This window comes from Tunturibacter gelidoferens (assembly GCF_040358255.1).
Classification (GTDB): Bacteria; Acidobacteriota; Terriglobia; order Terriglobales; family Acidobacteriaceae; genus Edaphobacter; species Edaphobacter gelidiferens.
The window spans coordinates 106015-128565 of sequence record NZ_CP132937.1; the positions used below are offsets into that span (position 1 = coordinate 106015).

Sequence of the window (22551 nt, forward strand, 5' to 3'; positions counted from 1 at the left end):
GGCTGCGCACGAATCGCAGGCTCGCTCGCCAGGCGGTTGCCAGAGCATAGCGTCAAGATAGCGCCCGCAAAAGCAGCAGATCTTTCCAGCAAGCCGCATCCGGGTTGTAGAACTGCGCTCGCCGCCCATGCCTAACACTAAGCGAATAAAAGGCGAAATACATCCACAAATGTTATACTATTGATAACAAAACACTTATGTCCGATAATGCAGCTTATGTATAGTCGGCTGGGCGCTAGTTGAGTCTGAGTTCAACCCAGAGACGAATTCGTTTCTAGATGGTGCTTGACTCTGGAGTCGACTCCAGATTGTATTCTCGATTTGTGAATACAAAGCTTGAGACCGGCCTCCAAATCGGAACTGTCGCCGTTCGTAGCGGTCTCACGGTCGACACGATCCGCTTCTATGAAAAACAGGGACTTGTGGCTAAGCCTCATCGCAGCGCGGGCGGCTTTCGTCTTTACGACGACAGGGATCTTGACCGCTTGAGCTTCGTGGGACGGGCTCAAGCGCTGGGCTTCTCGCTAGTGGAGATCCGGGAGCTGCTCCTGCTCCAGGATGCCGGAGCAGAAGCCTGCACCCATGTACACGATCTGCTCGACCACAAGCTCGCCGCTGTTCAACAGAAGATTGCGGACTTGAAGAAGCTGGAAAGTCAACTCAAGAGCGCGAGGAAGCGGTGCGATCTGGCGGCGGCGAAAGAATGCACCGGGAGCTGCCCCGTCATTGAGGAAATCGCCAGCAGCCGCAAGGAGGTTCAGTGAAGATCGAGGTGCTTTACATCGCGGATTGCCCCAACCACACACCGGTTGTCGATCGCGTGCGTGAGGTATTACGAAGTACGGGTATGCCCCAGACGGTTCAGGAAGTGGAAGTCTGTACTAACGCAGAGGCTGAGGCACTGCGATTTCTGGGATCACCAACCGTTCGGGTGAATGGCCTTGATGTAGAACCAGACGCAGGGGTTCAGCACTTCGGTTTGGGGTGCCGCTCCTACGCAGAGAATGGCAGTCGGTCAGGCCTCCCATCAGTTGAACTCATCCGGCGCGCCCTTGAGGAGAGACCGGCAACTTCCGTGGCTCCCGATGCTGCACCCACGCGGGGCGAGCAGTCTGCGGTTCATCAAAAGAGAGGGGAATCGGGAGTCTTAGTAGCCGGGGGCATAGCGGCGGTTCTGGCATCTACGTGCTGCCTCGGTCCTCTGATCCTGGTCGCACTCGGTTTCAGTGGCGCGTGGATCGGAAATCTCGCCGTACTCGAACCGTATCGCCCCTTGTTCATCGCCGCTGCGCTGATCGCCTTGTTCTTCGCGGGTCGGCGCATCTTTCGCAAGGCAGAAGCCTGTGCCCCTGGAGAGGTCTGCGCGCTGCCGGCGACGCGTCGCGCTTACAAAGTGCTCTTCGGGATCGTCGCGGTCTTGGTCGTCGTAGCGCTCGCATTTCCCTACGTCGCTCGATTCTTCTATTGATCCTCTAACCCCAACTCAAGAAGCAACTCAACAAGGAGCTTTCCATGAAACGAATTGTTACCGCTGCCTTCGTAGTCGCTCTTTTCACCACGCCCATCTGGGCGGCCACCCAAACCACCACCCTGAAAGTCCCGGGTATGACCTGCCCCACCTGCCCTATCACTGTCAAAAAGGCTTTGCAGAGAGTCCCAGGCGTCTCGAAGATCGACGTGAACTATGAGCAGAAAGAAATAGCGGTCACCTTCGACGACACGAAAACGAGCGAGGCTTCCATTATGAAAGCTACGTCTGACATTGGCTTTCCATCGCAACCCGTCAAAAGCGTAAAGTAGAGTGCCGCTTCCAACCGTTTCTAACGCCATCCCTGTCCGGTCAGCATTGGCAATTGGAGGCAAGCGCAATGAATAAGACACCTGTTGTGATTGGCTCATCGCTCAGCGCGGTGGGCTCGAGTTTAGTTGCGGCTGCCACTACTCTGTGTTGCGTTGGTCCCGCTGTCTTTGCGATTCTGGGCACAGGCGGCGCTCTGGCAGCCGCAAGACTCGCACCGTATCGGCCTTATTTCGTCATCGGCTCTCTGCTGTTGTTGGCCTTGGGATTCTGGATGGCCTATCGTCCGCAAGGCGGATGCATTGGAAAGACCTGCACCACGCCAACCGCTAAGATCACTCGATTCCTTCTGTGGTTTGCCGCTTTCATTACAGGAGCAGCCATCCTTCTTCCCAACTTCGTGCGTGGGTAACAATGCTTGGCAAACTCACCTCATAATGCGGGAGACAGCTATGAACAAATCTTTCCTCATTGCAGCGATCGCATTGCTTATGAGTCTTGCCGCATGTAAGCGGTTAGGCCCGGCAAGCTCTTACCAGGTGCTGGGCAATACCCCGGCTGCTGTGCGAACTGCGTTCAATGCTGATGAAGGTAAGGTTAGAGTGTTAATGTTGGTATCTCCGACCTGCGGCGCTTGCTTGAACGGAGCGTCTGAAGTTTCAGAGCAGCTCTTGAACATCGAGCACGGCAAAGATGCTGCGGTGTATGTGGTGTGGGTCCCGCGGCTCGGTGCGCACGAAAAAGATGTTTCCTCCGCAACCCAAGTCGTTGGCGCGTCCTGGGCACACCAATATTGGGATGGTAGCGATCTCTTGGGAGAGCAATACAGGCAGGTGCTGGGATGGAGCGGCAATGCCTGGGATGTCTACCTTCTCTATGGCACCAAAACAAAGTGGACAGGGAGTCTTCCTCCAACGCCGGATTTTTTTATGCACCAGACGTCTGAAAAGGGCCCGCGCCTAGACGAGACGGTATTTCGTGCCCGAATCAAACAACTACTAACGGAGCAGCAATAGCAGTTTGACTCGCACGCAAGTCTTACCGATTCCATCTCCTTTATCTGAGGCACATGTTGTTCGCGTATCCGCAAGCCAAGTGTCCTGAGGAGCAGGATCTAGCCTTCGGGAGCTAAGGATATACTCATCAAGTGAGACGCCTTCTCCAGCTCGGGACCCTAATGCTCTTGCTGGCGGCATTTTTCACACCGCTGGTCGAATTCTTTGATCGGTGGGATCCCCCCGGCCCGAGCAATGATACGGAAATGGCGGTCTTCGGCCTCTTGTTCGCGCTCTGCCTTGTTTTGATCGTGTGCAAACTTACAGCCGCGCTGGCCACGCTCATTAGCCTAGTTCTTGTGCAGGGATTGCGGCAAAGTCGTGGTTCGCCGCGGCGGGAAACGCGCCTTATTTTAAGCTCCATCGTTCCCCAAATCTCCCCGCCTCTCCGAATCTGATTATCCGAAGTGCGCAAGCAGTCCGGTGACAGACCTTTCCTGTCTCCGCACGGCTGACCTATCCCCCCGCTTTTTGGGGCGGATCGTAATCACTTTGCACTTCGGAGATCTTATCCATGTTCTGCCGCAAAATCCTTCGCCTTGGCGCGATGCTTTGCCTATTCAGCTCACCATTTCATTCCTTGCACGCCCAGCTCGGTTCTAGCGGAGGTATCTCCGGAATTGCCAGAGCCTCCGACGGTTCTCAGGTCTCAGGAGCAAAGATTACGGCATCCGGACCGGACGGCTTCTCGCGGACAACCGTATCCGCACCTGATGGTGCTTTCTCGTTTGTAAACCTTCCGAGCGGAACCTATACGGTCCAGAGCACGGCTTCCGGCTTCGCTCCGTTCACGCAGCTCTCGGTTCCTGTAGCGGTTGGCCGGAATACGCAATTGACCGTCACCCTTGCTGTGGCAGGAACCCAGGAGACAGTCAGCGTCACCGCCACTCAGTCCTCTTTCGACAGCTCCCAAACCTCATCTGTGGTCAACATCGATCGGGATCGAGTTGAGGAGCTCCCCATTCCAAATAGAAACTACCTCAGTTTCGTCGCTCTCTCACCACAGGCCGTTCCAGCCAATCCTTCGTTTTCGGCCCGCACGCTTGCCCAATCGAGCGGGGGCTTTGGTTTCGGAGGATTGCGGCCAAGCAGCAACGCAGTGCGCATCGACGGTGTAGGCGATGATGACGAGTACACCGGAAGCAGCCGCACTCAGCTTTCCCCCGAGGCCATCAATGACTTCCAGATTGTGAACCATGGCTTTTCAGCGGAGTCCGGTGGAGGAGCTGGCGGCTCGATCGATGTGCAAACCCGCTCGGGCTTGAACCAACCTCACGGTGACGCTTTTGTCTTCATTCAGAATGGGGCGCTCAATGGAACTCCTCCGTTGGAATTCACTCCCTACAAGCCGGACGAGAATCGCGTTCGCGCCGGGCTCGCAATCGGCGGCGCACTCCAGCGCGATAAGACGTTTTACTACGTCGCAGCCGAACAGGAGATCGCCCATGGCCAGGACACTAACGACCTGAGGCCGGCGACTCTTACTCAGATCAACAGCGCAACGCAGCAGCCCGGACCTCTGCACGGTGTAACACTCCAAAGCGGCTTCTTTCCGACGAGCGACCAGGAGACCGAGCTGTCGGGCCGGTTGGATCGTAATCTAACGCCGAGCCAAGCGGTGATGCTGCGGTACGCCTTCACCAATACTCGCAACGTCAACGACGCATTCAATAACGACGACCTCTCCGACCGGACGGCGCGAGGCTCCTCATTCATCAGCGACAACAGCTTCAATGGGACACTCAGCTCGACAGTGAGCACGGGCACAATCAACAAGTTCAGCTTCGAACTGGCGCAGCGCAGAGCGGTGGAACGTACTGGCGATGCAACGTCTCCCGGAGCCCTCATTCCGGGAGTAGTCCTTTTCGGCACACCCTATGAGGGCAACAGCCGCCGCTTCGAAACACATCTGGAATTCGAAGATGGGCTACTTGTTCAGAAAAAGAGCCACCTTTTGCAGGCGGGCGCGGGTCTCGATTACGTTCCTCTTCGTTCCCATGTCCTCGACGGCCGACGCGGACTGTTTGTGTTTCCGACGCTGGCTGCGCTGACAGCCAAAGCACCGGACTTCTATACACAATCCTTCTTCAGTAATCCCAATGTGAACTTTGCCGAAGAACGCATCAACGGGTACGTCCAGGACCACTGGACTCCGATTCGTAGTTTAGCCATCGACTATGGGCTGCGTTACGACTACAACCGGCTTCCTGCTCCCCTGCCGCAGCATCCGCTGAACTTCAGCCCGCGCCTTGGAGTCGCCTGGACGCCGGTCCCATCGCTCATCCTCCGCTCCGGCTTCGGCATCTTCTACGACCGGTATCTGCTTTCGACGGTCAATCGTCTCTTCGAACTGGACGGAACGCGAGGCTTCACCCAAATCGTGGAGGATGCCGCCGCTACGGCACTTTACCGTAGTGGCAGCAGCCTTGCACGGCCGCTCGCAACGGTGGCCCCAAGCATCTGGAAGGCTCAGCCCGGATTCCACAACCCGTATAGCGAAGTAGCGTCGTTCAGCATCGAGCAGGCGTTGCCCCTCCAGACCACACTTAAAGGCGAGTACCAGTACGTCCACGGTGTCCGTCTGGGACGGACTAGCAACACGAATCTCCTGCCTCCAGTCGTGCTCACCACCCAGAACGCGGCGTCCCTGGGTGTCAGCTTCCCTGCCCCGCAGCAGTTGGGCCGTCCCGTCTTCTCACCGCAACGGGCAAACCCGGCGTACGACTCGATCAATCAGTTCGCAACCTCCGCAAACTCCGTTTACAGCGGAGCCACAGTGACGCTGAACCGGCAGTTCACAGACGACTTTCAGATCCTTGCCGGATATACGTATTCAAAGACCATCGATAACGGCTCCTTCGATTTGGAGCAGCCCCAAAATCCTTTCGCGCTGCAAGACGAAAGAGCACTATCCCTTCAGGATCAGAGGCATCGACTCACGCTGAGCGGCCTGTGGCTGATAGGCCCCGACCTCAACGACCCCCAAGACGCAGCCGCAAATGCAAATCCACCGACGCTGATGCGCCTGCTTACAGGCCTGGAGTTTGCGCCCATTTTCAGTCTCACGAGCGGCTTCAGAGCAAACCCCCTTACCGGGCTCGACAGTAATCGAGAACATATCTACCCCTTTGCCGCCCGCCCCCAGGGCTACTGGCGCAATGGTCTCTCCACTCCCCCAAACATCAACCTTGATTTTCGTGTCCTGAAGATGGTTCCCATCCGAACCGGCCATCTGGATATCGTCGCGGAATCCTTCAACCTGCTCAATCACCCCAACATTTCCCTGCTCAACACGGCTTTTGGGTCAGGCACCGCTGCGCAACCCGGTTTTGGACGACCGGTCGCTGCTTCAACCGCGAGAAGACTTCAGTTCTCGCTCGATTACGAATTCTGATGTGGCTGTCAGGTCTAAGTGCTTTACAACGTGATTGCGCGGGATGAATGCCGGACTTGCCACTCGCATGGCTGCGGCGCGTGCCTGCCTGAAACGGTCTCTTCTTCCAGGCGCAGGCGCATCCAGCAGCCCACAAGCCACGGGGGCGGCGAACAAGACGCGTACCTATCGGGGCGACCACCCCTCAAACCTCGCGATAGCTCTTTACGACTATCAGCACGTCCGAATTCCCCTAGAAATGGCTGTAACGCATATGCGCCGTCTTAGATAAGTTGAAAGCAATTACATGGGTGAACAGATTCATCTTAGGAGCCTCATCTTCATTATGCGGACCATTCAAGTCACCTCGGAGTGCATCGGAACCTCTGTGAGAATATAGAAAGGCGCGAACCCCGAAATATTACGAGCTGTCCAAAGTACAGAAGCGCACAAATCAGACGTCCCATACAAAACAGCACTGCTTGCAGCAGGAAGCCACTTCAATATTTCCAGAACTTCGCTCGAGTCAACTTGGATGACATGAGTTAGGGTGAATGGAAGAGGCTCTTTTTTTGCCTGAGGTCTAAGATCGATGAAGATGACTTCGTCGGAGCTTCGGAGAAGAGCCTCGAACTCTTTCGTCGAGATCCATTTAATCTCACGTCTTCTCTGGCTATACGGTGCAAAGTTGGCCGTCGAGTAGAAGGTCCCCGGTGGTAGCGGCGTGACGTAAAGGGGCAGCTTCGCTTTGCCCTCTCTGCTGATCACGTAGACAGTATAGGAAAGAGCTAGAACGGGCATCGCAAAAAATATCAAAATGAAGAGCATCGCTGAACCTCCGTGGGGCAAATCCAATCGATAGTTTGGCGGCTCCGAGGGACGAGAATCCAACGGAACCAGAAAGTAGGTCATAGACCTACTTCGATAGATTGCGGAGGAGGCGAGCGAAGCGCAGTCAGTAGGTGGCGAGACCTGCTGTCAATAGGAAGCACGGCCGCAGCGTAGGCTGTGGTGTGAGTGCGGGGAAATGGTTGGCTCGCCACGATTAGGATCAGCTGCGGATTTGACGTTGGCCGATCGGAGGACCTCTCGCTTCTTGGGGCAACCAGGTTTGGCCGCGGGCCTACCCACATTTTTGCGACTATTGTCCGTGCCCCGTTGTTCTGTTGAGAGTGATACAGAGACAGCTTGTATGCCAGGCCCCATAAAAATACCGCGACGGCCAATCCGACAAGACCGAGACTGAAAGGCCGCACGATACAGCGCCAACCCCGATGGCTTCTGGCGCCCTGATCTTCGCCCTGCACTGTCATCTGGACGATGGAGTCAATGCCAAAACCTGCAACAAGGTCTTTGATCGCGTATTTCGATCGCAGCCTCATTTTGATCCGCCTGCGCTTCCAAAGCGGCTATCGTCCGACGCCCAATAGCCTCCTCGCGCCGAGATAATGTTAACTCTCGACTGCCGTACTTCGACCTGTAAAGAATGGAAACCCGGCCGCGGATTGCTTGGTTGAAAGGCAAGGTTGTACCGGTTGTGAATATGATTCCCGATGTCACCGATGCGATCTTCAAAATCCCGTTCGTTGTCGAAGCGGAAAAAATCTCCACCCGTGAGTTGCGCCAATGCTTCGCCAGCGTTCCGTTGCATGACGCCTCCTGTCACCGCCAGCGGATTGAGCGATCGAAGCTTACCAAAGAGCTCCTTTCTGCCTGGCGTAAATGACAAACTGTACACCGACGCGTTGCTGGATGAGACCTCGCGAATGAGAGAGCCGCTATCGGAGCCAACGCTGCCATGGTCATGCTCGCCGGATATCAGGACAATGACTTTGTGATTCTCCGGAGCTGCTTTAGAAAGAGAACTAATAGCCATGTGCATGGCATCGAATAACGCAGCGGCCGAGTTTCCTGGCAAAATCGATGCGAAAGAACTGGAAACTGTGTCTGAGTTCGCGGTGAAGGCTTGGAGAAAATGCGGGCTGCTGTCGAAGGTTACGATTGCAATCTGGTCCTGCGGGCTGGTCAGAATGCTATCCAGCAAATCGGGGAGGCGTGAAATTTTTCCTAATTGGGTGGCCGAGTTGTGACCAGTCTGAATCACAAAGAGAAGAGAAATTGGTTGAGCACCCATATCAGACTGCAAGACGATTTGCTGCTCAATGCCGTTGTCTTTGATGGAAAAATCATCCACGGAGAGATCGTACGCGATCTTTCCCGACTTTAATTCGACAAGTGCGGGAACCCAGACTGTTCCGCTATTGATAGGTGCAATTGTCTGCCCATAAGATCCCAGTGTTAGAAACATCGCCAGGCTGACCCATGATCCTTTGAGCATTTCTGACTCTCCATCTTGACATCGAGGTCTTAAAGCGACGAATTACCTTTAGTAGCGACGTACAAGGATAGGGCAAAAATTGGCCAAGTAATTGAAAATGAATTGATAATACCCAAGAGACAGTACGTTGCTTGCAAGATGCCGTTGTTGATCTTCAATAAGATTTCTGGCCCTGATCGGCACTCTGAACCGGCGACCTGGTTGCCAACGCGATAGAACTGGAAGTGGCGGGGTCAATACGCGGCATATGTTAGACCCGTACCCTTGCGCTGACAATCCTGTCCATCAGTCGGCATCCGCTCCCGGTTGAAACGGTTACCACTGAACTCCTGGATACAAGCTGGGCAGCCGATCCGCACGATACTGGTTGGTTCCCTTCGTCACGGCCTGCCACACGACCTCTTCGATTCCATCCTCCTCTCGCAACTCCTGAACTAACGTGCCTGTGGTAGCCCCGCAGAAATTCACCTCCAAATCGCCGTCGGCCAGTGGATTGACGTTACCGCCGAAGAAGCTATATATCGAACCCGGCGGAACATAGCGTTTCAACAAGCTTGCCGACATACCAGACTCATTCACCTGCAGTACCGACGCCGTCGAATACAGACAGGGGGCGACTCCGCCAACCCCGCACATGACTCCGGCCGGAAACTGGCGGTCATCGCCATTGTCCATCGCTCCCAGCTCAAACACGCCCGTCGTATTGGTGCTAAAGAAACTCGGCCCGTGTTGCGCATAGAACCAGTCCGTCGGGTCCGTTCCTCCCTCAAGGCGGAAGTCTCCACCCTCGCCAAGTCTCCAAAGTATGTTCCCCGATCCGGTACCATCTTCAAAGTCGATCTTGATTATCCAGTTCTGATGCCGCACCGATAGCAACACGTTATGATCATCCGCGGAATACAGCAGTGCGTTCGAATGTGTCCAGTCTGGAAACAGATACGGGTGCCGATTCACATCCAGATGGTCGAACGAGTTCCATACCCAATCCGGACTGAAGTTCTGATCCACGTCGACTAGTTCATCCCCAAGCACATTCGTCGTCCCTGGATATCCCGGCAGATCGTTGAAGGCTTTGCTCACTGAAAACAATAGCAGTATATGGCCATTCGGCAGCGGGAGCACATCGTGATGCAGACTCCCCAACTGTATTCCGGCCCCCTGCGCGGGAAGTTCCTTCGCCAACTGCGCTGCCGTCACTGACCGGATCGTACTTCCCGCCAGGTCCACTTCCCTTACCTCATCCAGCGTTCCCGGAATAACAATTCCACCCTTCTGTACAGGGATCGAAGACGCGTAAGAGATCTGAATCAGAAAATGACCATTCGGCAGCATCTTGATCGGCTGCACGGCATCCTCGATTGACCCGGCGTAGCTATAAGTCCAGATCACATTCCCGCTCAGGTCGGTTGCAAACGCCTGGACAGCCTCATGCGGCCTCAGCGTATCGAACGTCTCGATACCCGGCTGCGGTGTGTCGCCCGCTGTAGTGGTCATCTCCACAACTGCAGTCTCAGGCGGTAGCCCAGTGGTGAACGTATGGTCGGTATCCGTAAGAGCAGCTCCGTCGTTCAGGACTACCTGCGCCCGCATGTGATAAGCCGTATTACCCCGCAACCCTGCCACCAACACAGTTAATTGTCCTCCGTAATGGGATGGCGTCGTTTGCACCGACGTCGGAAACCCGTACGCCGCGCTATCTCCGAACTCGACATAAACACTACCGGGGGCGGGCAGGGTTATCGAATAACTTGCAACTTGCGGGTTTCCCGTAGCGCTCACCACACCGCTTGCCACCAGAGAGACAACCGCAGTTGCGTAATTGCTTTGAGCCGAATTCGCCAGTTCAGCGGTCACAACAACATTCACGGGTTGAACCAGCGCCACCGGCGCTGTAAAATTTCCGTTTGCATCCACCGTACCAACAGTCGCATTACCCCCAGCAACACCGTTCACCAGCCACTGCACGCCTCCGCTCCCGGAAACCGTAGCCTTGAACTGGCTGCTTCCACTGGGGCCTACCGCAGCATACTGCGGAGCTACGCTCACAGAACCGCTTTGTGTCGCAACCGGTGGGGGTGCAGTTGGATCAGTCGGAGTTATTGTGTAATACACCCCGGACCCACAGCCCGAGAGAACCAGCAAGCCGATCAGGAATGCAAGACCTACTGCTCGATTTCTCATCGGGACCCAGACTTTCCACAGCGTAACCACCATCTCGTCCCATGCGACAGTCAGAGAACTCACTCATCTTTCATGCAGTCTGCGGCATTCGCGCAGGGCAGTCAGTTCATCACATCAGCGCGACATCGGGACAGGGACGAGCGCTACCTTCTGCGTATTTTCGTTATTCCACGTTGGCAGCGAACGCATTGCTGTCACTCGCCTCACCAAGCGAACAAGTATAGTGTCGATTGGTGAGGTTGACCGAAAAACAAATTGATGACCAACAAGGGATAGCATGTCGGCGAAATAGTCTTCACTCTAATCTTCGATAGGAGATTTGGGGCGAGAAAAGACCAAGCGATCAGTCTTTCGACGCCTATGCATTACTCTAACTATCTCTAGTCGAGCGGAAAACCTTTTGAAGCTTTTATTGCATCCCTTCCCCCAAGGAACCGAGAGCAGACTCCGCATTCCTACCCTACGGGGCGACAGGTTCGCTTGGCACTGATTTGCTTAATTGTGCGGAAGTGCACAAGAACTGTCACAATTTTGGGTCTTGTCATTTAGCACCAATTGAAAAGGGACTACACTGGCGGCGCTCACATTTCGCCAAGCAAGAAGCGCTGAATGTGTACGAGGTGGGTCGATGTTACCGTCGCTGGCAATACGACCGGTTCGAACAAGACTCAGACTCGCGCTCATTCTTCTCTGCTCAGCTATATTTCTGTGGGGACTTCACGCGAAGCTTTCCCTCTACAAGCCGCCTTCACCATCCCGTTCAGCTTCAGTAGCCAAGTTGATACAGGGAAAACAGACAAGCGACAAAATCGGTACGGTGGACCACAGAGTTCCTAAGCATTTACCTCGCTCCTTAGCATTACTGTCGATCATCGCCTTTACTTTCGTTCCGCCCATGCTGGCTGATCTCAGAAATCATAAAGTCGGGGATCCAGGCCGTTACTCGAATCTCCAATATTCATCCCCCCTCATCATTCGACCCCCTCCATCCATCCTCTAGCTTCTCTACTCTGCGCCGCTTAAACGCGCTAATCAGCAAACTGGCCTTGGAGTATCTAAAGACCACCCGGAGCTGAGATCGTGTTCGTTCACACACGAATCTTAGGAGGATTCTCATGAATTTTATAAGGAATGTGGTACGTATATCCGCCTCATGTGGCATTTGGAGCCTAAACAGATTGGCCCGTACAAACGATATCGTGTCATCGGTATACGGGCATTCACAATCATGGCAATGTGATAACAACATCTTCCGACCCTACGGGGACCTGTCCGAGAAGCCCACGATTCGACCAATCCTACGCAAAACCACACGCGCGGCGACCATCACTGTCATCGCCGTCGTTTCTGCTATAGGACTGCATGCGCAGCAATCTGCGACCGTCGTTGTGGCGTCCAAGCAGTATCCGACGTTGAACATCCAAGCAGAGCTGAAATTGCCAATTGATATGCTGGATTCCGATTCCTCCAGTTCTAGTTCCAGCCCCGATACGTCCAGTGAGATGCTGGACGAGCGCGTGACTCTCCCTAACAACCTGCAGCCTCCTCCGAGGAGGAGTTATGGCCGCCCACGTTACACCGACAGTCAACACAACGCCGATGGCTCGAACAAGTACACATTTCTTATCGGGGGAGGCTTCACACTCCCCACTGGGGGGACGCACAACGATCTGACGACCAGCTACAACATTCAGGGTGGCGTGGGGCGCAACCTCAACAAGAACTTTGGTGTGATAGCCCAGATTGATTGGGCCAATTTCGGCATCCAGAGCAATACGCTCAACAATCTGCTAAATACGTATAACAGCATCGGGGCTGTAGATCAGAACGGAAACCCGCTCTCACAGTTGGGGGGAAGCAGCCATGTTTGGTCATTGACCCTAAATCCGATCTATAACTTCGCGCAGTCTGATACGACAGGACCTTATGTCGTTGGGGGCTTTGGTTTTTATCACAAGACTGCCAACTTCACGATTCCCGGCGTGGGCACCTACTGCGACCCGTACTACGGGTGCTATCAGGTTCAAGCCAACCAGAGCATCGACAAATACACAAGCAACGCATTCGGTGTGAACGCCGGTGTTGGTTTTACGTACAAACCATCGCGCTTCGCTTCGGCGCGCTTCTACGTGGAAGCCCGGTATGTTTTCGTAGACAACCAGCCCCGCCCCTACTCGCTGGGTAGTGCAACGAGCACCTACTTTAACGTCTTCCCACAAAACAGCGCGAGGACAACGTACATACCCGTCACTTTAGGCGTTCGCTTCTGAGTGAACGATTGGACGAGAACTGTGCTTTCACAAAATGGGAAGAAAGGATAAACCACACCCAAAAGGAATAAGCGTATTCTCAAAGCGAGGATTTCTCATGCGGTTACTTCGGGCTCTGTTGTGCGGAATCATTGTGCTGAGTCTGTTCAGCATCAGGGCCTCGACAGTGCGGGCGCAACAAACATCTGCGAATACGCCAACGATTCGGGTGACGTCCCGCCTTGTCTTTCTGGATGTCACGGTGCTGGACAAAAAGGGGCGCCCGATGGTGAAGGGGCTGACCAAAGATGACTTCGCCATCACCGATAACAAGAAGCCGCAGCGGATTTTCTCCTTCGAGGCGCCAGAGACCCATGTAGTCGACGCGAACGCGACAGACGATAATCCTCCGTTGAAAGCGCCCGTGACGATCTTCATTCTCGATCTTCTCAATTCAAAGTTCGAGAACTTCGCGTACATCCGCTATATGGCGCGGAAATATCTAGCGGCGCAGCCGGCGCAGTTGAATTCGCCGGCCGAGCTCATGGTGTTGGGTAATAAATCGCTCGAGATGGTGCAGGGCTACACGCGAAGCAAGGCAGACCTGCTCTACGCACTGGAACATGTGCCACCTGCGCTGCCTTACAAGGAGATGAGTGGCAGTTTCATCGACGAACGATTTGTCCAATCCATCGACGCGTTGCAACAAATTGCTCTGCAAAACAAGGGGGTACCCAGGAGGAAGAACATCGTCTGGGTCGGGCATGGCGGCCCGAGCATTTATACGGTAAGTCTGCCGACTCCAGCTGCTGACGCACTGAACGGGTATGTTCACGACACAACCAATATGCTGGTCGATTCGCGCGTAAGCCTGTTCGTCATCTATCCGGGACTGCCAGTCGACGGCCCTACTTTGACGACGAGCGAGTTCGGAGCTGGCACAAACATCGGTGACAATGACCCCTTCTCTGGAGACATTAACTTTGGCGTGTTCGTCAATGAAACAGGTGGCAAACTTTTCTACAACCGCAACGACATCAACACCGAAATCAGAGAGTCGGAGGAGCTGGGATCGAAGTATTACACACTAACCTATCAGCCGCCGGAAGGGGATGCCGATGGCAAATTCCGCAGGATTCGCGTGACGTTGCGCAATCCTGATCTGCGCGTCGTGACTAAGGCAGGATACTTTTCGCCGGACAAAAATGCGGCCGTCGGTCCTCGTCAGCATACGATGGTCAACCTTTCCGAGGCTGCGCGGTCGACCATACCTTTCGGATCACTGGGAGTCACAATTGAAAATCTCGTGCGCCATCCTGACACAGGCACAGCGGATTTTACCGTACTCTTGAGCCCGCGAAACCTTGACTGGCAATCGGTCGAGGATGGAAAGAGCAGTGTAGATCTGTTGTTGGCGGCAGCTAGTTTAAGCGGGGACAGGAGTTTTCTCGCCTCAAGGCTGGAGAGTCTCACGGTCTTCGCTGATAGCCAGGATGCAACTCAGTTGGCCAGAACGGGGGCGCGCCGGGAGATGACTATACGGATTCCACGCAAAACGCAAAGCCTACGCGTTGTGATTCAGACCTCTGACAATAGACGCACCGGCACGGTGGAACTGGATCGCAAAACGATCGACAGTGCGCCTGCAACACCCACCCCATAGCCTAAGTTGATACCTCAGCCACAGAAACAGCCAGCGCCTGTGACTCGACTTCGACCGTAGGTAAGTTCCTGTGATTCTCGAAGGGTCTCGTGTAGGCACATCCACTTGCTGGCTCACACAGGATTCTACCCGCAAACTACCTTGGCCTCGGTTCGTTTCCCACTCGCGGATCTACAAAGTGCATGGTCATTGCGTCTGCGTTTTAAGTCAGTAGCTGGTCGATCCTCGGCTCACCCTTATCTTTTCATCTGATTTTTTACACCGCGGGCCAGCCTCTCAATCTCATCGGCTCTCTTGATCATATCCACTGACAAAGTATCTGTACTCGGTTTATCGACCTGCGCTTTCAGGTCGGTGGCAAGTAACAGCAATTTATTTGCATCCGTCACCAGCCGTTTCTGGCGGGCAATGATTCGCAACTTTTGCTGCTGCTCTGTCCGCTGCGGTTCGTCAGGTTTCTGCGAGGAACTGGGCATTCGGGATGACCACGGAGGTGAAGGAGCAGGAAGCATCTGTCCTCCGTTCAATCTCACAGAGCCAGCCGTCACCAAAACCGCTCCTATTATCGAAACTCGAACTATTCTCATATCGTTTCCTCAATCCTCGCCCGCAGGTCGCGCTTTGATCTAGCTTCCCTGCGAGGATTGCATCCTTACAGTCAACTGAACGCGTTCTGTTTACCGCATCCAGAAAGCGAGACGTGGTAATTATGCGCCTTGTGAGCTGACGAACAAGACGAAGCTCGCAGCCGATGAGGGAGCGATGTTTAGTTGTATGTTAATGGCCACTAGCGCTTTTACTTATCTACGATAAGAAGATTTACTTTTGCAAAATATAAGAATTTGACAGATACTTCTATCGAGCTCGTATCTGCATCTCAAGGTACAGGCTGGCATTATGTGGGTTGTCCATGCAGGTAAACATAAAGAAATGCCGCACCTCAACCCGGGTTGTAATGGGGATCGTCTTCCTAGCGCTCGCCGTGTTTGGATGGGGCATAAAGTACAAGATTTCCCTCTATGACCCGCCGGGAACCGTTTCGACTCATATGTCCCATGCAAAGCTTCTTTCGCAAAAGGAGCGACCTGTTTCGTCCGGCTACTTAGATCCGGTGCGTCCTCCCCTCCTACAGCCACCGTCGATCGCATACCCTACGTTTTTGATCGCCGCCGTCGTACTCGGTGCGTGCTTCACCGTGTCGCTTCGGATGTTGACCGAAACCACTGACCACGGCTCTTATCAGCAACGGTGGTCCAATTCGATTTATTTCTCGTTCCGCCCCCCTCCTGCTTTACTCCCTTCCCTTCTCATTAGTTAGTTCCTCCAAGTAGATCGTTAGTCAGCCCTCAGCCTATGCGGGGTTGCACGTCCTTGGAAGGCCCTACTGCTGCCATCCATTTACCGGTACCGAGATAGGTTTCTTGATCATGTCTATGCGATCCCCGTCGGTCGTTTTTAAGGGTGCGCTGCTCATAGCGCTTCCGTGCCTTGTCTTCAGTGGTTGCAGGGAAAAACAGCCAGAATCCCCGCCCGCAACAGCCTCAGTTGCTCCCGTGACAAAGGGTGACCTAGCGAGTACGTTAACCGTTGCGGGTGAGTTCCAGCCCTATCAGGAAGTCGAACTGCACGCTAAAGTATCCGGCTACATTCGTCGTATTAATGTGGACATTGGTGACCGCGTTAAGAGCGGGCAGGTCATCGCGACGCTCGAAGTGCCGGAGCTCAATGCGCAGGTTGCCGCTTCGCAGGCACAAATACGGCATAGCCAGTCTGAGATCGCTCGAGCGCAAAACGAGGTCACCCTCGCCCAGTCAAACTACGCGGCACTCCATGCGGCGTATACGCGTTTGTCCGAGGCGTCCAAGCGCCGTCCAGGTTTAATTGCAGAGCAGGAACTGGACGATTCTCGCGCTAAAGATCAGGATGCCGAAGCAAAGATCAATGTGGCCAAGTCTGCCCTCGAAGCGACGAAGGAGCAACTGGGTATATCGAAGGCAGATAACCAGCGCGTCCAGTCGTTAGAAGATTACTCGATCGTGACCGCACCCTTTACGGGTGTCGTGACGATGCGTTACGCGGACGTTGGCTCGTTGATTCAAGCTGGAACGGCATCGAACACGCAGTCGATGCCTGTCGTCAAGCTCGCACAAAGTGACTTGCTCCGTCTACGCATGCCTGTACCTGAGGAAGATGTGCCATTCATCAAGATCGGTGGAGATGTACGGATCAAGCTCCAAGCCACGGGGAAGACCATTTCAGGAAAGATCATTCGTTTTACCCGGGAGCTGACGACCTCCACCCGAACGATGCTCGCGGAGGTCGATGTCCCGAACCCGGATCTCGCGTTGAGCACAGGAATGACAGCGGAGACGACGATCGTCCTGCAAGCTCAGAAGAACGTGCTCACCGTCCCTGCCGGGGCGGTACTCAAAGAAGACAGTCAAGCGTACGTTCTTATTGTCGACACCGGCAATAAGGTTCAGAAGGTCCGGATTACGCTTGGGATTCAGGGGTCCGACCGGGTCGAGATTACGCAAGGGCTCTCCGAACATCAGACCGTTATCGTATCAGGACAGCAGAACTATGAGGTCGGTCAGGTCGTCCGTCCTAAACTAAGCACCATTGGGATGCCCAAGCAGGCGGGAGATCAGTAATGTCTTCCTTCGCGCTTAAGTATCCGTTTTTCATTCTCATGATGTGCCTCTTCGTGATCGTGGTTGGCGTCACTACGGTTACGAGCATGTCCGTCGACCTCTTTCCTGATGTCAATATCCCGGTAGTGGTTGTCGCGACGTTCTATGCCGGGATGCCGCCCCAGCAGATTGAATCGGACATCACCAACAGCTATGAACGCTTCTTCACTCTTGGCAGCGGAATCGACCATATCGAGTCCCGTTCATTGCCCGGGGTTAGCTTGATCAAGATCTACTTCCAGCCTGGCACCGATGGCAACGCCGCAGTCAGCAATATCTCGAATCTTGCGATGGCAAATCTCCGCCGGCTACCGCCTGGCACACTCCCTCCAGTCGTTCTTAAGTTCGACGCCGCCAACCTCCCCGTATGCCTGATTACGCTGAAGGGACAGGGACTGAATGAGACTGAACTAAAAGACCTTGCACAATTCACCGTTCGAAATCAGGTTGCGAACGTTCCTGGAGCGTCGGTTCCTCAACCTTATGGCGGGCGTTACCGGCAAATCATGGTTTACGTCGATCCGGTGAAGCTGGAAGCGCACCAGATGAGCGTTATGGATGTGGTGGACTCTCTCAACAAGTCCAACCTCATTCTGCCAGCGGGTGATGTTCGCATTGGCATGAAGGACTACAACATTTACGCGAACAGTCAGGTTCCGATTGTAAGTCAGATTAACGATCTTCCCTTGAAGACTGTCGGCAACGCCTCGGTGATGGTGGCCGATATCGGCCATGCTGTGGATGGAGGTCAGCTCCAAACCAATATCGTTCGCGTCGATGGCCAGCATTCTGTTTACATTCCCGTCCTGAAACAAGGCGGCAATTCCAACACCATCACTATCGTCAACGGTGTCAAAAAAGCGGTTGCGAACCTTCTCGATATTCCGTCGGTTCTAAAGACCAATGTAGTGTTCGATCAATCAGCTTTTGTCAAGATTGCCGTCAAGAATGTGATTAACGAAGGCACCATCGGCCTGTGCCTGACGGCGTTAATGATTTTGCTTTTTCTTGGAAATGTCAGGGCAACAATTGCTGTTCTGATTTCGATTCCGATCTCCGTTCTAGCCACCTTCCTTGGGCTGAACCTCGGAGGAAGTTCCATCAATACGATGGTGCTTGGCGGCCTGGCGCTTGCATTGTCGCGACTTATCGACAATTCGGTCGTTGTTCTTGAAAACATCTTCCGTCACATGGAGATGGGAGAGTCGCCTGCAGTTGCAGCCGAACTCGGCGGCAAGGAAGTTCAACTTGCGGTACTGGCCGCAACTGTCAGTACAAGTATCGTGTTCTTTCCCGTTCTCATGCTCTATGGCGTGAGCAAATATCTGTTCACGGCACTGGCTTTGGCTGTGGTGATCGCACTCTTCGCTTCCTACGTCGTTGCGATGACCGTAGTGCCACTGTTCTGCTCATTATTCATCACAATCAATCCCGGCACCGAACCACATTCCGTTGGGGCAGAGCACAGTCCAGAAACGATAACGGGCGCCAGGAAAAGAATACGTGTGTTTCGTGTCGTAGTGGACAAGTTCAATCTTGCATTCCGCAGACTCGAAACATGGTACGTAAAGAAGGTCGGTGAGGCACTAGAGCGCGCCGGCGTGGTCGTAAGCGCGATCAGTGTTGTCGTTCTCCTGAGTTTTGCGGTGTATCCGTTGATTGGCAAAGCATTCTTTCCAAGGACCGATCCTGGTCAGTTCGTGGTGAATGTTAAGGTGCCTGCGGGTACGAGGATTGAGGTAACGGACGACTATATCTCAAAGATGGAGCAGGATATCCGAAAAGTTGTTTCGCCGGAAGACCTCAACATGATTGTCTCGAACATCGGGATCACTCCAGACCTTTCCGCAATCTACACCTCCAACTCTGGAATGCACACCGCCTTTATCCAAGTCAGCCTTAAGGAGGAGCACAAGACCGGAAGCTACCTTTACATGCAGAAGGTCCGCGAGAAGCTCAGGGAAGATTTTCCAGATGTCGCCACTTACCTCCAGGCCGGAGGCCTGGTCGATTCGGTTGTCAATCAGGGGAAACCTGCTCCCATAGATATTCAGATAGGTGGTACGAACCTGCAACAAGCCGATGATATCGCCAGGGCGACAGCGGCCAAGATAAGAAGATTCAATACGGTTAACGACGTTCTTATTCCCCAAGACCTCGACTATCCAGGCCTGGAGCTGAATATCAATCGAGAACGTGCAAGCCTTCTCGGGATAACCCCCAAAGATATTGTCGACAATGTCATTACAGCGCTGACGTCAGACGGCATGATTGCCCCGAGCTTTTGGGTCGATCCTAAGACGGGCAATAGCTATATGTTGACGGTTCAATACCCGGAGACACAGATCAAGACGCTGACCGACTTTCGGCAGATCCCGCTGCGATCGCCCAATGGCCTCAATACAACACCTCTGCAATCTGTGGCTGACATTACAGAAATTAATACGCCGACAGAGGTGGACCACTATCAGCTACGTCCCGTATTCGACATCTACGTCATGCCGAAGTCGGAAGATCTGAGCGAGGTGAACAAGCAAGTCGAATCAGTTGTCAGTCAGATGCAACTTCCGAATGGTGTGACGGTGAAGGTTCGCGGCACCGTACGCGATATGCAGCAATCCTTCTCCAGCTTCGGCATTGGATTGGTCCTGGCAGTAGTTCTTGTCTATTTGATTTTGATGGCGCAGTTTGCTTCATTCTCCGATCCGTTTATCATCCTGCTCGCCGTTCCACCTGGACTTTCGGGTGCGTTGGTCTTCCTTTTCGTTACGGGCTCAACCTTGAACGTAATGTCATTGATGGGGCTTGTGATGACGGCGGGCATTGCCGTTTCGAACAGTATTCTGATTGTCGAGTTCACCGGTACGCTGCGCAAGGAGGGTCGGGATCTCAAGACGGCACTCATTGAATCCTGCAAAGCGCGTCTTCGGCCAATTTTGATGACGAGTTTGGCGACGATTCTTGGTCTCATTCCGATGGCATTGGCATTGGAACCGGGCAGTGAGCAATATGCTCCCCTTGCCCGAGCCATCTTGGGCGGCCTGACAATCTCGGTCATCGTCACGATCTTCCTGGTACCGGCAGCGTATCTGCTGATTCATCGCAAGGAAGAGCAAACCACTGTAGCAGGGGAGGCTTAATGTCTTCCTTTGCTATTAAATACCCGTTCTTCATTCTCATGATGTGTCTCTTCGTGGTGGTTGTCGGTGTAACCACAGTCTCGAATATGCCGGTTGACCTCTTTCCCGAGGTCAACATTCCGGTGGTAGTAGTAGCGACCTTCTACGCCGGAATGCCGCCGCAACAGATTGAATCGGATATTACGAATAGCTATGAACGGTTCTTTACGCTTGGCAGCGGGATCGACCATATTGAATCCCGTTCTTTGCCCGGTGTCAGTCTCATCAAGATCTACTTCCAACCCGGCACAGACGGTAATGCTGCAGTCAGTAACATCTCGAATCTTGCAATGGCGAATCTCCGTCGGTTACCGCCTGGCACGCTGCCTCCAGTTGTTCTGAAATTTGACGCGGCCAACCTTCCTGTTTGCCTCATTACGCTGAAGGGAGAGGGTCTGAACGAGACACAGCTGAAGGACCTCGCGCAATTCACGGTCCGCAACCAGGTTGCGAACGTTCCCGGTGCATCCGTTCCGCAACCCTATGGCGGACGCTACCGGCAGATCATGGTCTACGTCGATCCGGTAAAACTTGAAGCTCACCAAATGAGCGTTATGGATGTGGTGGATTCTCTCAATACGTCGAACCTCATACTTCCAGCGGGCGATGTTCGCATCGGGATGAAAGATTACAACATCTATGCAAACAGCCAGATCCCTGTGGTCGACCGGATCAACGATCTTCCTTTGAAGACTGTCGGAAATGCTTCCGTGAAGATCGCGGATATTGGTGAGGCGAAAGACGGGGGGCAACTCCAGACCAACATCGTCCGCGTCGACGGGCAGCACTCCGTCTATATCCCTGTACTCAAGCAGGGCGGCAACTCCAACACGATCACAATCGTAAATGGTGTCAAAAAGGCTGTTTCCAACCTCCTCGACATTCCCACTGTGCTCAAAACGGATGTCGTTTTTGATCAATCTGTCTTCGTCAAAATCGCGGTGAAGAATGTGATCAATGAAGGAACCATCGGGCTCTGTCTAACCGCACTGATGATTTTTTTGTTTCTGGGCAACTTACGGGCCACCATTGCTGTGTTGATCTCGATTCCCGTGTCATGTCTTGCAACTTTCCTTGGTCTCAACCTTGGAGGCAGCTCGATTAACACAATGGTTTTGGGCGGCCTTGCCTTGGCGCTATCCCGCTTGATCGACAACTCCGTTGTGGTTCTTGAAAACATCTTCCGGCATATGGAGATGGGCGAATCGCCAACTGAAGCAGCAGTCAAGGGTGGCAAAGAGGTCCAGCTTGCTGTTTTGGCCGCTACCTTCAGCACTTGCATCGTCTTCTTCCCAGTCGTTCTTCTCTTCGGCGTAAGCAAATATCTTTTCACCGCTCTGGCGCTTGCTGTCGTTCTCGCCCTGTTCGCTTCCTATCTGGTGGCTATGACGGTGGTCCCACTGTTTTGCGCTAAGTTCATTACGGTCGATCCGGCCCATATGCAGCATGGATCTTCAACAGTGGAAGAAGGCCTTGAGTGCTCGATCCACACAAAGCGAAAGATTCAGGTCTTTCGGGTTGTCATCGATAACTTCAATCTGGGCTTTCACAAACTTCAAACAAGATACGAAAAGGCGATCGCGATCTGTCTGGATCGTCCCGTCCTCGTCGTGCTGGTATTCAGTCTTTTTGTCATTTGCAGTTTCGCACTCTATCCATTTCTAGGAAAAGCGTTCTTCCCTCGTACCGATCCTGGCCAGTTCGTGGTGAATGTGAAGGTCCCCGCCGGAACTCGCATCGAGGTAACAGATGACTACATTGCCAAGATGGAGCAGGACATTCGAACTGTGGTCTCGCCTGAAGATCTCAACATGATCGTCTCCAACATCGGCATTACACCTGACCTCTCAGCGATCTATACCTCCAACTCGGGAATGCACACCGCGTTCATTCAAGTCAGCCTGAAAGAAGACCACAAGACCGGGAGCTATGCCTACATGCAGAAGGTACGAGAAAAACTTACCGCCGACTTTCCCGACGTGGCCACTTACTTTCAAGCGGGCGGTCTAGTGGACTCGGTCG

Annotated in this window: 15 protein-coding genes and 1 pseudogene; 12 read left to right on the forward strand and 4 right to left on the reverse strand. The window is 53.8% G+C overall.

Annotated elements, in window-relative coordinates:
- The first annotated feature begins 323 nt into the window (after nucleotides 1-323).
- The 7 genes and pseudogenes from RBB81_RS00490 (at nucleotide 324) to RBB81_RS00515 (ending at nucleotide 6247) form a co-directional block, all read left to right on the forward strand.
- A complete protein-coding gene (locus RBB81_RS00490; protein WP_353070788.1) occupies nucleotides 324-764 on the forward strand; it encodes a heavy metal-responsive transcriptional regulator in 441 nt (146 codons plus the stop codon).
- An 8-nt stretch (nucleotides 765-772) separates the two neighbouring features.
- A pseudogene (locus RBB81_RS23440) lies at nucleotides 773-1039 on the forward strand (DF family (seleno)protein); the annotation flags it as partial.
- A 36-nt stretch (nucleotides 1040-1075) separates the two neighbouring features.
- A complete protein-coding gene (merT, locus tag RBB81_RS00495; protein WP_353070805.1) occupies nucleotides 1076-1468 on the forward strand; it encodes a mercuric ion transporter MerT in 393 nt (130 codons plus the stop codon).
- Between the two features lie 44 nt (nucleotides 1469-1512).
- On the forward strand, nucleotides 1513-1800 hold the full coding sequence (merP, locus tag RBB81_RS00500) for a mercury resistance system periplasmic binding protein MerP (RefSeq protein WP_353070789.1): 288 nt from the start codon (nucleotides 1513-1515) through the stop codon (nucleotides 1798-1800).
- 68 nt (nucleotides 1801-1868) lie between these two features.
- The gene (locus RBB81_RS00505) at nucleotides 1869-2210 is read left to right on the forward strand and encodes a mercuric transporter MerT family protein (protein WP_353070790.1); all 342 of its coding nucleotides are present in this window, start codon (nucleotides 1869-1871) and stop codon (nucleotides 2208-2210) included.
- Nucleotides 2211-2250: 40 nt separating this feature from the next.
- Nucleotides 2251-2814 carry a hypothetical protein gene (locus tag RBB81_RS00510; RefSeq protein ID WP_353070791.1) on the forward strand — a complete coding sequence of 188 codons (564 nt, stop codon included), beginning with the start codon at nucleotides 2251-2253 and terminating at the stop codon, nucleotides 2812-2814.
- A 553-nt stretch (nucleotides 2815-3367) separates the two neighbouring features.
- Nucleotides 3368-6247, forward strand: a complete 2880-nt coding sequence (locus RBB81_RS00515) for a TonB-dependent receptor (RefSeq protein WP_353070792.1) — start codon at nucleotides 3368-3370, stop codon at nucleotides 6245-6247.
- A 336-nt stretch (nucleotides 6248-6583) separates the two neighbouring features.
- On the opposite strand, the gene RBB81_RS00520 is transcribed toward RBB81_RS00515, so the two are convergent.
- The 3 genes from RBB81_RS00520 to RBB81_RS00530 all read right to left on the reverse strand — a co-directional run bounded on the left by RBB81_RS00520 (nucleotide 6584) and on the right by RBB81_RS00530 (nucleotide 10745).
- Nucleotides 6584-7054 carry a hypothetical protein gene (locus RBB81_RS00520; RefSeq protein ID WP_353070793.1) on the reverse strand — a complete coding sequence of 157 codons (471 nt, stop codon included), beginning with the start codon at nucleotides 7052-7054 and terminating at the stop codon, nucleotides 6584-6586.
- A gap of 550 nt (nucleotides 7055-7604) precedes the next feature.
- Nucleotides 7605-8564: a VWA domain-containing protein gene (locus RBB81_RS00525; protein WP_353070794.1), complete on the reverse strand. Its 960-nt coding sequence runs from the start codon at nucleotides 8562-8564 to the stop codon at nucleotides 7605-7607.
- A 315-nt stretch (nucleotides 8565-8879) separates the two neighbouring features.
- Nucleotides 8880-10745 carry an aryl-sulfate sulfotransferase gene (locus tag RBB81_RS00530; protein WP_353070795.1) on the reverse strand — a complete coding sequence of 622 codons (1866 nt, stop codon included), beginning with the start codon at nucleotides 10743-10745 and terminating at the stop codon, nucleotides 8880-8882.
- A gap of 1448 nt (nucleotides 10746-12193) precedes the next feature.
- Between RBB81_RS00530 and RBB81_RS00535 the strand changes: the two genes are divergently transcribed.
- Together RBB81_RS00535 and RBB81_RS00540 are read left to right on the forward strand one after the other, a co-directional pair.
- Nucleotides 12194-13015 carry a hypothetical protein gene (locus RBB81_RS00535; protein WP_353070796.1) on the forward strand — a complete coding sequence of 274 codons (822 nt, stop codon included), beginning with the start codon at nucleotides 12194-12196 and terminating at the stop codon, nucleotides 13013-13015.
- 133 nt (nucleotides 13016-13148) lie between these two features.
- Nucleotides 13149-14657 carry a VWA domain-containing protein gene (locus RBB81_RS00540; protein ID WP_353070797.1) on the forward strand — a complete coding sequence of 503 codons (1509 nt, stop codon included), beginning with the start codon at nucleotides 13149-13151 and terminating at the stop codon, nucleotides 14655-14657.
- A 236-nt stretch (nucleotides 14658-14893) separates the two neighbouring features.
- Here the strand turns inward: RBB81_RS00540 and RBB81_RS00545 are convergent, their stop codons facing one another.
- Entirely contained in the window at nucleotides 14894-15169 is a 276-nt protein-coding gene (locus tag RBB81_RS00545; RefSeq protein ID WP_353070798.1) for a hypothetical protein, read from the reverse strand.
- A 1041-nt stretch (nucleotides 15170-16210) separates the two neighbouring features.
- Here RBB81_RS00545 and RBB81_RS00550 point away from each other — a divergent pair.
- From RBB81_RS00550 to RBB81_RS00560, 3 genes are all read left to right on the forward strand, one after another.
- Complete coding sequence (locus tag RBB81_RS00550) at nucleotides 16211-17311, forward strand: efflux RND transporter periplasmic adaptor subunit (RefSeq protein ID WP_353070799.1); 1101 nt, start codon at nucleotides 16211-16213, stop codon at nucleotides 17309-17311.
- On the forward strand, nucleotides 17311-20490 hold the full coding sequence (locus tag RBB81_RS00555) for an efflux RND transporter permease subunit (protein ID WP_353070800.1): 3180 nt from the start codon (nucleotides 17311-17313) through the stop codon (nucleotides 20488-20490). The genes RBB81_RS00550 and RBB81_RS00555 overlap by 1 nt, the downstream gene beginning before the upstream one ends.
- On the forward strand, nucleotides 20490-22551 hold a 2062-nt coding region (locus tag RBB81_RS00560; protein WP_353070801.1), incomplete at its 3' end, for an efflux RND transporter permease subunit. The genes RBB81_RS00555 and RBB81_RS00560, both read left to right, overlap by 1 nt.